Here is a 13,058-nt window from a genome sequence, read left to right on the forward strand (position 1 = left end):
TCAACATTATGATGGTTGAATATAAAAACTCATGCGACCAGGTGCGTTATAACTATGTTCTAATTTAGCTTTTTTGATTTTAATAATTTGAAATTGATTGGGTATGATTGCAGGAACAAGTATTATTTTACCTAAATGTGACCATAGTGGATCAATATAGTAATAATGATGTTCATCATAACCGATGAGTACAGTGACATGAATATTGGACACTAACTGAGTGGGATGGTTATCTAATTTAAATGTACGTTTCTCAGGACGCTGACCTAGCACAGTGTGATAAATTACGACTGGTTGGTCTTGATCAATAATGCTACATAGGTCATTTAAAGATTGTCCAGTACTGTCATTGATATGTGCATCGTATTGTTTTAAATGAGGAACTAAAGCAGTCGGGAATATTGTTTGGTGATGCCCCCGTTTAATCCATAGATGATTGCCCACATAGCCTTTATAAGGGTTATTTGCATGTCTAGGCCAATGTTTCATAATTTGTGTAGCTGGAATAGCGTGTTCATTAAATTGTAGTATCATGGCAGCGGATACGCCTTCACATCCCATAACCATTGGAATAGGAAAAAGCTGACTAATTGGTTTTACAGATAAAATTTTTCGACTCATACTATGGCTCCTTGCTTGATTTGTAAAAATGGAATTGTTTTGAAATTTATTTTATTATATAACCATTATTTGAAGATGCATATTAAGATGACTGAATATCCATATAATAGTTCACGATAGAAATCGTATATGTATTTTGGTTATAATAACAAAAAGGGGTGGATGTGTATGGAATACAGATTAGAGACGCTATCACGGACTTCAGTCTTAGGTGTGAAAAAGGAGTATGGGACTGGTCAAAAAGCGCAAGAAGATATATTTAATTTCTGGATGGATTTTGATGATAAAGGGAAGAAACAGGAATTAATGCCACTAGGTAATAATCAATTGCAAGGGCTATTGGCTGTTTATAAGCCTCATGCTAATGGTGAAGTCCATTGCCTCATTGGTGTTACCAATGATACAGATGAAGCGCAATGGCAGCGAACAGAATTATCTGAGGGTAGATACATTGTCTTTGATGCTAAGGGGCCAGTACCTGAGTCTATTAAAAAAGGTATGGAAAAGATAAATAGACATATTTTACCTACATTAGATTATGAATTTCGCGATGCGCCATTTTTTGAGTTGTATAAAGAGGGACCAATTAGATCAGAAGAATATATTACAGAAATATGGCTTCCTATCGTTTAGATAAATCATAGTAACAAAAAATAAAAGGGAGCCTCCAAAAATTTGGGAGCTCCCTTTAATAATAGGATTGGTATCCCACTTGTTTTATATAGATTATTTGTTCAATACACTTCTTCTGGTAGTGAATTTTAAGCCAAGTTCTAATGAAATAATTAGCACCGTAGTAATAACTAAAATCGTTAAATATGGCATGACACTATATCCGCCTTGTAAACCAACTAACGGTGATATCACACCACCTAGAATAAATTGGAAAAGACCGAGTAAACTAGAGGCGTTGCCACTACCACCTGTACGAGATTCCATTGCTAATGTGAAGCTTAGCGGACCAATCCCTGTTACTGGGCAAACATTTAAGAAGAATGCGATGACTAAAACCCAGGTTGGTAAGTGTAATATGAGTGTGATACAAATTAATACGACGCCTGCAATTTGTATCATTGTTAGTGCAATCAGTAATACATAACGATTGATATAGCTAACTAAAATAGCAGTGAGCTGACTCATGATAATTAATCCAATACCATTAATTGCAAATAGCACACTAAATTGTTGGGGGGTCATATCATAAATTTTTTGTGTAATAAAAGGGGCTGCAGATGAAAAACTGAATAACATCACATACGTCAATCCTTGCAGCAACATAGGAAAAACAAAAGCTGGTTTTTTCAACAAATAACCAAAGTCTTTAAAAATAGTGCCGAAGTTAAGTTTTGAAAGATCAGCTGTTCTTGTTTCTTCCATTTTGAAAAGGGCAAAAAAGAATATGATCATACTAACAATTGTTAAAATAAAGAAAATAGCTTGCCAGTTTGAGACACTTAAGGCATAACCACCGATCAGTGGAGCGATAATAGTAATAATCCCATTCACGACAAGAAGTGAAGCTAGACCTTTGGCTAAGGCTTTACCTTTATGTAAATCTCCTATAGAGGCCTTAGCGATGACGATGGCTCCGCCACCAGTCAAACCTTGTATCAAACGAATTGTTAATAAAGTAGACATAGAAGTTGCGAATACTGCAATAAATGAAGCTATTGCATATAATATGATAATGATCAAAGCAATCTTTTTACGTCCATATGCATCTGACAAAGGCCCAAAGATAAATTGTCCTATTGCGAGTCCTATCATAGCGAAAGACAGTGTGAGTTGCGCTTGAGAAGCGGTTGTATTAAAATCACTTTGTACACTTGGTAATGATGGAACGTACATATCTATTGTTAAAGGACCAAAAGTAGTCATAATACCCAACACAATAATAACAATTAGTGGTATTTGGCGATTTGAAGTTTTGTCCATGTTAAGTACTCCTTTAAATTTCTCTCTTATGCATTATTACATACAAGTTTAATTATTCTGTAACTAAATAATTATCCCATATGAATTTAGAAATGCAATGATAATTTACATACTAAAAAACAAATAGAACGTGCGAAATAATTATAAATATGAATCAAAGGAGTAAGCAGATGAATTTAAATAAAACCCACTATGAAATTATAAAGTTCATCATTGTTGGTGGCATTAATACATTAAATTACTACATCGTTTACCTTATCTTATTAAAATTAATAGATTTAAATTACTTAGTCAGTCATGTAAGCGGGTTTATGGTTAGTTTTATAATTTCATATTATTTAAACTGCCATTTTGTATATAAAGTAAAACCTACATGGCGTAAATTTATTCAATTTCCGTTAACACAGGTTGTAAATATGGGTATGCAGACATTGCTATTGTATATATTCGTACAGTGGTTTCATATTTCTTCAGTAATAGCCCCGTTTGCAGGATTAATTATAACGATACCTATTACTTTTGTTTTATCAAAATATATACTGAAAGACTGATTTTTTTAAGACTTAAAAGTAAAGTTAGAATAGTGATGACTTTTGTTTTTGTACAATTTAACAACTTTATTTAGGAAAGGCTAAAAAAATAATTAGATTTTTTATATTAAATAATTTTTGAATAAAAATTGTTGTAAATATGCTTGGGATAGGTCATAATAAATGTTCTATATTAATTAAGGTGGACAACAGATATGACACAAAGTGAAAATTTGAAAACAGCGCAAAAAGGCGCTTATTTAAGTTTAATTGTATATATCGTTCTTTCAATTGCCAAATTTATTATTGGCTCTATGTACGATTCAGCAGCAGTTAGAGCAGATAGTTTAAACAATATGACTGATATTGTAGTTTCGTTAGCGGTTATTATAGGACTGAAAATTTCTATTAAGCCTGCGGATAAAAACCATCCTTATGGACACTTAAAATCAGAGAATATTTCAACGTTACTCGTTTCGTTTATTATCATGTTTGTAGGTATACAAGTTGTTATAGAAAGTGTTCCTGAAATTTTTTCTAAAGATCACCATGCACCTAATGTAATTACGATATATGTCAGTGTTATAAGTGGCATTATTATGTTGATAGTATTTTATATTAATCAAAAGTTAGCTAGACGAACGAATAGTAGTTCGCTAAATTCAGCGGCAAAGGATAATTTATCAGATGCGTTAGTTAGTATTGGAACAGCTGTAGGTTTAATTTTTACACAATTTGGTTTGCCAATTCTTGATACAGTATTAGCAACGATTTTAGGTTTACTTATTATCTACACTGGTTTTAGAATATTTAAAGAATCAATTTTTACTTTAAGTGATGGGTTTAATGAACAAGAATTAGAAGCTTACAAAAATTATGTTTTAGAAATAGAAGATGTGATTGATGTGCAAAATATTAAAGGACGATATCATGGCAGTAGTATTTTTGTAGATGTAACTATTGTCGTAGAATCGGATTTATCTTTAGAAGATGCGCACAATATCTGTGACAAAGTAGAACAACATATGCATGAAAAAGGTATTTCTTCAGTTTATGTACATCCCGAACCAGCATCTATACAATAATTAAAAATAAATAATATTCAAACTAAATATATTTGTAATTGATTTCTGACTGTCGACAATTGTTGGCAGTTTTTTTGTTCCGACTTTTTAACATATGTAAATTCTATAATTACTTGCTTAAGACACGGTCCGAGCCTTTACGCTGGAAAATATAGTTATTTGATAAATAATTGAGTTAATAACATAAAAAGAGACCTGAAAGTAATTTCAGGTCTACAAATTATTTATGTGTTAAAACAAACTATTCTCACACGTAGTGCTTGAATGGTTGGCATTAATTACCACCAGCCATTAGCTAGACGGAAATCGATAGCTGCTTCTATTGAACCGTAACGCTCCTCAGCGTAGTTAATCATACCTTTAGTTTGTTCTTCAACTGTGCCAGTGCCCCAAGCTTCTTTAGTTTGTCCTAAACCTTTGTAGCCCAATTCGTTTACTGCTTCAGGGTCACCGCTTGATTCAGGCATTACAATATTATCCCATAGCGCTTTAGTGCCGCCTGCTTCTATAAATTCACTGTATACGTCATTGTTAGTTTGTTGTGTTGATGTCTCAGCTGCGTCTGCTGTTGATACACTTGAACTCACTCCTAAACCAGTTGCTGCAATAGTAATCGATGCGAAAGATGCTAATAATAATTTTTTCATTTTTAAAATCCTCCTAATTGATTTACCTGTATACAATATGAAATATCACAGGTTATGTTTTTACATTTAAGTATTAAAAATTTAATAAATAATAGTTATTTACTGTTTTCTTATTTCAACGTTTATAACTGTAACATCAAAAAATGGTGAGTAGGTTACAGAAAAATAAAAAGAAAGTATCTTTTATGAATAAATGAATACAATCATTTCAAAATAAAGTGTAAATTGTTATAATTTTAATATAGAAATGCGATAATAAGTGCAGGAATAGGTGAGTGGTCAGCTTTGCAACTATAAACAATAAGTATTATTGCTGTAACATTCCTGTAAATATCGTATAAAACCATATTTTACTTAATGGAAAGAAGGAAATATTATGCCAAAACTAATTTTATGTAGACATGGGCAAAGCATATGGAATGCTAAATACTTATTTACAGGATGGGCAGATGTAGACTTATCTGAACAGGGTAGAAATGAAGCAATCACCTCTGGTAAAAAAATAAAAGATCAAGGTATAGAAATTGATATTGTTTACACGTCTCTGTTAAAAAGAGCTATTAAAACGACATATCATTTGTTAAATGAATCTGATCAGTTATTTATACCAATTATAAAATCTTGGAGATTAAATGAACGTCATTATGGCGGATTGCAAGGTTTAAATAAAAATGATGCTCGTGAAGAATTTGGTGAAGACCAAGTTCATATTTGGAGACGATCATATGATACGCCACCACCAAAGCAAAATGAAGAACAACGAAATAGTTATTTAAATGATAGAAAATATGAACTTTTAGATAGAAGAGTTATGCCAGAATCTGAAAGCTTAAAAGATACCTTGGTTAGAGTGATACCATATTGGAATGATCAAATTTCTCAACAGTTATTAGATGATAAAACAGTATTAGTTTCTGCTCATGGTAATTCTTTACGAGCACTAATCAAATATTTAGAGGATATATCTGACGAAGCTATTGTTAATTATGAAATAAAAACAGGCGCACCTCTTATTTATGAATTAACAGATGATTTAAAAGTGACGAATAAATATTATTTATGATGAAAGCTAAGTAATAAACTAGATAAAATATATAACAGCCCTGAATTTATAAAATTCAGGGCTGTTATATATTATAATTTCGTGCTTGCTTACCTAGAACACATCATGCGAGTCTGGTTTTAATAACTTATCTTAGGAGTAAAAATTAAACGTTCTTTTTTCTAAAGACTAAAACTACTAATGCTAAGAAAACTACAATATATGCAATATTACCAATAAGTAATTCGTGTAATTCTAATTTTGTCATTTTTTTGTATATATCATTATCGAGAATTTGGACACTTAGATTTAACATATTAATAGGACTCCATTTAAGCCATTCCCATTGCTCAATTGCCATAAATAAAATGCCAGCGAGTATCGAAGTAGCAAAATAGAAAACTATACCGACAGCGATTGAGACGCCTGGACTTTTAAGTATACAAGAAAGTAACAACGTTAAACTTAAAATGAGCCACATACCTACATAAGTTGCTAATGATGTTAATAATAAACTTTGTAATGGAGATAATTGTTCTCCTGAGTGTTTTAAAATATCGATGTCAGAGAAAAATGTAAGGTTAAGTAGCAAACTAATTAGAATACAAAGTACAAATACAATTAGAGAGTAGATAAACAAGGCAATAAATTTACTTAAAATAATACTTGTTCTTGTGTAATTTCTATAAAGTAAATTTTTAATTGTACCGTAATGGAATTCCATAGTAATAATTGTACTTGCTTGAATTATCATCAAAAAGATAATCCAAGAAAATCCACTATAACCTTGTTCAAGTAGCAACTTTGACTCAATTACATTCGAATAGTTTTTGCTTAAAATAGCTAAACCAATCATGATGATAAAAATAATGATTGGTATAATAATTGATGATTTCTTTTTAAAAATTTTATATAATTCTTGTTTTATCAATGTTCCCATTATTTTTTCTCCTCCTTATGATCGATAATATTAAGCAATACATTTTCCAAATCACTTTCATTCGAATTATTGAGTTCTTCCATTGTCGTTTCTTTAACGATAGCCCCATTATCAATAATTAAAATCGAGTCAGTCACTTTAACGAGTTCACCTAACATATGACTTGATATAAGAAACGAAACACCTTGTGCTTTGAGACTTAAAATAGTTTCCCTTACATTTCTCACTGCTTTTGGATCTAATCCGTTCATAGGCTCATCTAGGATAACGAGTTGAGGTTGATTTAGAAGGGAAAGTGCAATACCTAATTTCTGTTTCATTCCTAAAGAATATGCTTTAGCTTTTTTATGTATGAATTGAGACATTTCTAAATTTTTTATAATTTGTTCCATGTTTTCTTTTTCTTTATCTTCATTAATTAAATTCATGTTTTCGTAACCGGTAAGGAAAGGATACACTCCAGGGTTTTCAATTAAAGCGCCAATGTGGTTATTATTCATAGGCCCATGTAATTTAAGTGAACCGGATTGATAATTAGAAAGTCCTAAAATCACTTTCATTAACGTTGTTTTCCCAGCTCCATTAGCACCGACTAAACCTACGACCTCGCCCTGCTTAAGAGTGAATGAAATGTCTTTTAAAATTTTTTGCTTCTTAATCCGTTTGTTAATATTTTCTATAGTTAAAAGCTGCATAAAATTCTCCTTCCAAATAAAATTATTGGTGTACAACACTATTTTACCAAAAAAGTAAAGGCAATAATATACTTTAATTATAATATTTTTAAGTATATTATTGTCTTGATGAAAAGTAAGAGACTGAGACATATCTCATGTCTCAGTCTCGATTTTTCTAGTTGGCAGTGCTGGGGTGAGACGACGAAATTTTGTTAGAAAAATTAGATTTCTGTCCGTCTTCTTATGCATCATTATCACACAGTTATATGAGAATTAATTTATGTAGAAAATCCGCATAATTTAATAGAAATTGACAAACACCATTCTGGAGGGAATTTAAGCTGTCACTATAATTTAAAATTAACGTATTTAAGTAGAAATATTATTTATTACGTTTGTGTTGCTGAATAATCTTGCGCGCACGTTTTCGTGTCTTTATATTAGGACTATTTAAGTTACGACGTGCTGTTTGTACATCTAATTTCATAAAATATGACCTCCTTTATCTATGTGTATTATGAAGTATCATAAATATTTTGTAAATAGTAATTATTACGATTTAAAGATAGGGGTTGTGCATAAAAAAATAATTACGACGATTTGCAATGTTTTTAAGTTTATTTAATGTGATGTCGTTGAAATATATGTATAATGCATAAATGCAGCTATTTTATGGTTGATAGACTAATAGGAAAACAGGAGACAGAATATGAATCAAAAAGCCAAAATATTAATGATATTAATGATGTTGCTTGGCGGTTTCTTTGGACTTTTAAATGAAACGTTATTAACAACAGCATTACCAAGTATAATGAAAGATTTTCAAATAGATTACACACAAGTGCAATGGCTCACAACAGCCTTTCTATTGACTAATGGCGTAGTTGTCCCATTATCAGCGATGGTGATTCAACGATTTTCAACTAGGAAAGTATTTTTAACAGCAATATTTATATTTTTTATAGGTACTATAATTGCAGGATTTAGCTCTAATTTTTCAATTTTATTAGGGGGAAGAATTGTTCAAGCATTAGGATCTGGAATTATGTTACCGCTGATGATGACTACAATATTAGACATCTTTGAACCTCATGAGCGTGGTAAGTATATGGGGACATTTGGTTTAGTAATTGGTTTAGCACCAGCCATAGGGCCAACGTTATCAGGTGTACTTGTTGAATACTTTGATTGGCGTTCACTTTTCTTTGTTGTTGCACCAATCGCAGCATTAACATTCATCGGAGCACTTAAGTTTGTGAAAAACGTGGGTACGAATAGAAAAGTACCAGTTGACGTATTATCCATCATATTATCCATACTAGGATTTGGTGGTTTACTCTATGGTACAAGTTCGATTTCACGTGATGGTTGGAATGATCCAGTAGTTTTAACAACTGTAATAGGCGGACTTATCTTAGTAACAGCTTTCATTATCCGCCAAACAAAATTAAAAACGCCATTACTAGATTTTTCAGTATTCAAAAACAGTCAATTTGCTGTAGGTATTATAATTATGGCATTTACAATGATATCAATGATTGGATCTGAAACAATATTACCAATGTTCGTGCAAAATATAATGAAAGACTCAGCGCTTCAATCTGGGCTTATATTATTACCTGGTGCAATTGTAATGGGTATAATGTCAGTAGCTTCAGGATTTTTATATGAGAAGTATGGTGCTAAAATATTAGCATTAATTGGCATGTCCATTGTTGTAATAACGACTTCTTATTTTGTAATAATGGACGAACAGACTTCACCAGCAATTCTTGCAACGGTATATGCAATTCGCATGATAGGTATTGCATTAGGATTGATGCCATTAATGACACATACAATGAACCAGTTATCACGTGAGATGAATGCACATGGTTCATCAATGACGAATACAGTGCAACAAATTTCAGCTTCTATTGGTACAGCTGGCTTGATTACTGTGATGACCCAAGTTTCTAAAAATTTCACGCCTGATATGAGTAATTATAAAGGTATTGGAAAACAAGAGATGGCAGCTCAAATACAACATGAAGCTTTATTAAGTGGGTATCATGGCGCATTTTGGTTTGCAGTTATTATTTCTATTATCAGTTTACTCAGTGTGTTTATGCTGAAAAGTCAACGCAAGATACGAGCAGAACAAAAAGAATTATAATAGATTAATGTTACGAAGCACTATAGACAACACTGTAATTACATTTGTAATTGTGATATTTTTAAACATAAATAACCACATAAATAACCACATAAATACAAGAATGGAGTGTATGTATCATAGAACATTCGATGAAATTAAATAATGAGCCATTTCATCTAGTTAAAAATGGGACAAAAACAATCGAAGTAAGATTAAATGATGAAAAAAGACAAGAAGTACAAAATGGAGATACTATTATTTTTACAAATCTCGAGACGGATGAACAAGTCAATGTAGTCGTCACAGAAACGGTGGGTTTCCCTTCATTTCAAGCTTTGATTAATCATTATACAAATAAAGAAATTGGTGCTAAAGAGGAAGAACAGCTTTCTCAAAAATTAGCAGCCATATATCAAATATATTCGCAAACTGACGAATTAGATTATGGTGCATTAGCAATTAAAATGCATTTAGTAGATTAACAATAAATTCGGCCTGACATAAATTGTCGAGCCGAATTTTTATTCGTAAAAATAAAATATTTAAAAAGAATGAATTTAAAATCACCCTAGAACATTTAAGTTGTTCATTGTATGATAATATTTATGGAAGAAGTATATTTTAAAGGTGATTCATGAGTAGTTAAACTGGATTTAGGAGTGTGCCAAATAATGAAAAAGTTATTGATCATGATCGCTATATCGACGATTATTGTAGCAGGCTGTAGTAGTGGGAAGTATGCCGATAAAATAGATAAAGCAGTAAATAAACAACAAACATATCAAGAGAACTTATCTGAAAAACAAAAAGGTGACCTTGAAGAAAAATTCGACAAAAAGAATGCAAATATATACGTTTATGAAAAGGGTAAATATGTCATGCTTGCTTATAAGCCTTTTAAAGAAGACGAAGAAGTACATTATTATACTTATAAATTTGAAGACGATAAAGCAAAACATTTAAAAGATTTTAATTCGAAAGCATATACACACAAACATGAACCTGATTATAAAGAAGAAAATATGGATATTAAAGAATAATTTTATTTAGCGATATCTAAAATTGAGGTGTTTTTGAAAGCATATGAAAAAATTATGGCTATGTTTAGGTTTGATAGCTACTATGTTATTAATAACTGCTTGCTCAAGTGATGAGGATGCACATAAAGATGACAAGCAAAATGCCAATGGGAAAATTAAAATTATAGAATATGGTGATTTTAAATGCTCCTATTGTAAAAAAGTAGAAAGTAATATTATGCCTAAACTTAAAAAAGATTATATAGATAAAGATAAAGTGGATTATGAATTTGTCAATATGGCTTTTCTTGGTGATGATTCGATTATTGGATCGAGAGCTGGTCATGCAGTACAGCAAATTGCACCGAAGCAATATTTAGATTTTCAAAAATTAATGTTTGAACAACAAGGCGATGCTGAAAAAGAATGGATAACTGAGTCACTGGTTGATAAACAAATTGATAAATTAAGTATCGACAATAAACAAAAAGAAAAAATTAAAAAAGATTATAAAACTGAAGATAGTAAATCATGGAAAGCAGCTCAGAAAGATAAAAAACAAGCTGAAGATAAAAATATTGATACTGCACCTACAGTTTATATAGGTGGAGAAAAAGTGGAAGATCCGTATGATTACGACAATTATAAAAAATTAATAGAGAAAAACGAGTAACTAATAGCTCTAAAGTACAAAAATTGTAATAACAATGTACTTTAGGCTTTTCTTTTACACGAAAATAAATCGTAATCATTATTATTTAGTATTGCGTTTTGGCCGAAGGGAGTTTATAATTTTAAATCGTAAGCATTACTATTTATAGGAGGATGTAGAATGAAAAAAACACTATACATAATATCTTTGGTCATTACATTTGCAATTGTCATAGCAGGATGTGGCAAAGCTGATACGAATGAAAAAGGAAGTGAAGGTGACAAAAATAAAATAAAAATTAATACAACAGTTTTTCCGCTACAATCATTTGCTAAAGAAATTGGAGGAGAACATGTTTCAGTAGAATCAATTTATCCAGCAGGCACAGACTTACATAGCTATGAACCAACTCAAAAAGACATAATTAATGCGAGTAAATCAGATTTGTTCTTATATACAGGGGACAACCTAGATCCTGTTGCTAAAAAAGTGGCATCAACGATAAAAGATGAAGATAAAAAATTATCGCTAGAAGATAAATTAGACAAATCTCAACTACTTACAGATCAACATAGTCACGAAGAAGAAGGGCATGAGCACGAGGGACATCATCATGGAGGATATGATCCGCATGTTTGGTTAGATCTTAAATTCAATCAAACTTTTGCTAAAGAAATCAAAGATGAATTAATTAAAAAAGATCCAAAACACAAAAAAGATTATGAAGAAAATTATAAAAAACTAGATAAAGAACTGAAAAAAATAGATGACAAAATGAAAGATGTTACAAAAGATAAACAAGGTAATGCTGTGTTTATTTCTCACGAATCAATGGGTTATTTATCTGAAAGATATGGTTTTGTACAAAAAGGTGTTCAAAACATGAATGCAGAAGACCCATCTCAAAAAGCTTTAACAGAAATAGTTAATGAAATTAATGATTCAGGAGCAAAATATATTTTATATGAAGATAATGTTTCAAATAAAGTTACAGATACAATTCGTAAAGAAACAAAGGCTAAGCCATTAAAATTTTATAATATGGAATCACTTAATAAAGAACAACAACAGGATGAGGATTTAAACTATCAATCCCTTATGAATAAAAATATAAAAAACATTGATAAAGCTTTAAGTAACGATATCAAAGTAAATGATGATAAACAGCAAGGCAAACATGAAAAAGCAATTTCAGAAGGTTACTTTAAAGATAATCAAGTTAAAGATAGACCATTAGCGGATTATAAAGGTGATTGGCAATCAGTATATCCATATTTGAAAGATGGATCATTAGATGATGTGATGAAGCATAAAGCTGAAGAAGATGATTCAATGACAGCAAAAGAATATAAAGCGTATTACGAAAAAGGTTATAAAACAGACATAGATAATATCAATATCACAAGTGACTCAATTACGTTTGAGAAGAACGGCAAAAAAGCGTCAGGTAAATATAAGTATGATGGCAAAGATATTTTGAAATATGAAAAAGGTAATAGAGGTGTAAGATATACATTTAAATTAGAGGGTAATGGAGATAAAGATTTACCTAAGTATGTCCAATTTAGTGACCATAATATTGCACCTAAGAAAGCACATCACTATCATATATTTATAGGTAATGATAAAGAAAAAGTGATGAAAGAATTAGATAATTGGCCGACATATTATCCTAAAGCGTTAAGTAGTAAAGAAATTAAAGCAGAGATGCTAGCGCATTAATATTGAAATTTACTGTAAGTCAAATTACTTTTTAAATTTAAATTGAATAAA

At 30.9% G+C, this 13,058-nt stretch carries 15 protein-coding genes; 9 read left to right on the forward strand and 6 right to left on the reverse strand.

The genetic code is table 11. From position 1 onward, the window contains the following. Window positions 1-6: 6 nt before the first annotated feature. Window positions 7-621 (reverse strand): C39 family peptidase, encoded by a 615-nt coding sequence (locus PYW44_RS02640; RefSeq protein ID WP_021338529.1) that lies wholly within the window; start codon window positions 619-621, stop codon window positions 7-9. Between the two features lie 168 nt (window positions 622-789). Here PYW44_RS02640 and PYW44_RS02645 point away from each other — a divergent pair, with 168 nt between their 5' ends. Continuing rightward, entirely contained in the window at window positions 790-1,254 is a 465-nt protein-coding gene (locus PYW44_RS02645) for a GyrI-like domain-containing protein (protein WP_021338528.1), read from the forward strand. Between the two features lie 93 nt (window positions 1,255-1,347). On the opposite strand, the gene PYW44_RS02650 is transcribed toward PYW44_RS02645, so the two are convergent. Next, window positions 1,348-2,556 carry a putative multidrug effflux MFS transporter TcaB gene (locus PYW44_RS02650; protein WP_002511504.1) on the reverse strand — a complete coding sequence of 403 codons (1,209 nt, stop codon included), beginning with the start codon at window positions 2,554-2,556 and terminating at the stop codon, window positions 1,348-1,350. A 170-nt stretch (window positions 2,557-2,726) separates the two neighbouring features. Here PYW44_RS02650 and PYW44_RS02655 point away from each other — a divergent pair, with 170 nt between their 5' ends. Continuing rightward, window positions 2,727-3,107, forward strand: a complete 381-nt coding sequence (locus tag PYW44_RS02655) for a GtrA family protein (RefSeq protein WP_002506775.1) — start codon at window positions 2,727-2,729, stop codon at window positions 3,105-3,107. Between the two features lie 194 nt (window positions 3,108-3,301). Continuing rightward, entirely contained in the window at window positions 3,302-4,171 is an 870-nt protein-coding gene (locus PYW44_RS02660) for a cation diffusion facilitator family transporter (RefSeq protein WP_021338527.1), read from the forward strand. Between the two features lie 278 nt (window positions 4,172-4,449). On the opposite strand, the gene PYW44_RS02665 is transcribed toward PYW44_RS02660, so the two are convergent. Beyond that, a complete protein-coding gene (locus PYW44_RS02665) occupies window positions 4,450-4,818 on the reverse strand; it encodes an aggregation-promoting factor C-terminal-like domain-containing protein (protein ID WP_002506777.1) in 369 nt (122 codons plus the stop codon). 376 nt (window positions 4,819-5,194) lie between these two features. Here PYW44_RS02665 and PYW44_RS02670 point away from each other — a divergent pair, with 376 nt between their 5' ends. Then, complete coding sequence (locus PYW44_RS02670; RefSeq protein ID WP_064783455.1) at window positions 5,195-5,881, forward strand: 2,3-diphosphoglycerate-dependent phosphoglycerate mutase; 687 nt, start codon at window positions 5,195-5,197, stop codon at window positions 5,879-5,881. A gap of 145 nt (window positions 5,882-6,026) precedes the next feature. Here PYW44_RS02670 and PYW44_RS02675 read toward each other — a convergent pair whose 3' ends face one another. The 3 genes from PYW44_RS02675 to PYW44_RS02685 form a co-directional block, all read right to left on the reverse strand. Beyond that, entirely contained in the window at window positions 6,027-6,800 is a 774-nt protein-coding gene (locus tag PYW44_RS02675; RefSeq protein WP_031265849.1) for a DUF2705 family protein, read from the reverse strand. Further along, window positions 6,800-7,495 carry an ABC transporter ATP-binding protein gene (locus PYW44_RS02680; RefSeq protein ID WP_002506780.1) on the reverse strand — a complete coding sequence of 232 codons (696 nt, stop codon included), beginning with the start codon at window positions 7,493-7,495 and terminating at the stop codon, window positions 6,800-6,802. The genes PYW44_RS02675 and PYW44_RS02680 overlap by 1 nt, the downstream gene beginning before the upstream one ends. A 364-nt stretch (window positions 7,496-7,859) precedes the next feature. Further along, window positions 7,860-7,964 (reverse strand): putative metal homeostasis protein, encoded by a 105-nt coding sequence (locus PYW44_RS02685; RefSeq protein ID WP_002511503.1) that lies wholly within the window; start codon window positions 7,962-7,964, stop codon window positions 7,860-7,862. A 222-nt stretch (window positions 7,965-8,186) separates the two neighbouring features. On the opposite strand from PYW44_RS02685, the gene PYW44_RS02690 reads away from it, so the two are divergent. From PYW44_RS02690 to adcA, 5 genes are all read left to right on the forward strand, one after another. Then, entirely contained in the window at window positions 8,187-9,632 is a 1,446-nt protein-coding gene (locus PYW44_RS02690) for an MDR family MFS transporter (protein WP_002511502.1), read from the forward strand. A 131-nt stretch (window positions 9,633-9,763) separates the two neighbouring features. Further along, on the forward strand, window positions 9,764-10,096 hold the full coding sequence (locus PYW44_RS02695; protein WP_021338525.1) for an ASCH domain-containing protein: 333 nt from the start codon (window positions 9,764-9,766) through the stop codon (window positions 10,094-10,096). Between the two features lie 189 nt (window positions 10,097-10,285). Then, window positions 10,286-10,654: a cystatin-like fold lipoprotein gene (locus PYW44_RS02700; RefSeq protein WP_002511500.1), complete on the forward strand. Its 369-nt coding sequence runs from the start codon at window positions 10,286-10,288 to the stop codon at window positions 10,652-10,654. Between the two features lie 43 nt (window positions 10,655-10,697). Next, window positions 10,698-11,306, forward strand: coding sequence for a DsbA family protein (locus tag PYW44_RS02705; protein WP_021338524.1), 609 nt, complete (start codon window positions 10,698-10,700; stop codon window positions 11,304-11,306). Between the two features lie 159 nt (window positions 11,307-11,465). After that, a complete protein-coding gene (gene adcA / locus PYW44_RS02710) occupies window positions 11,466-13,007 on the forward strand; it encodes a zinc ABC transporter substrate-binding lipoprotein AdcA (RefSeq protein WP_115075954.1) in 1,542 nt (513 codons plus the stop codon). Window positions 13,008-13,058: the final 51 nt, after the last annotated feature.

Source organism: Staphylococcus equorum (assembly GCF_029024965.1).
Classification (GTDB): Bacteria; Bacillota; Bacilli; order Staphylococcales; family Staphylococcaceae; genus Staphylococcus; species Staphylococcus equorum.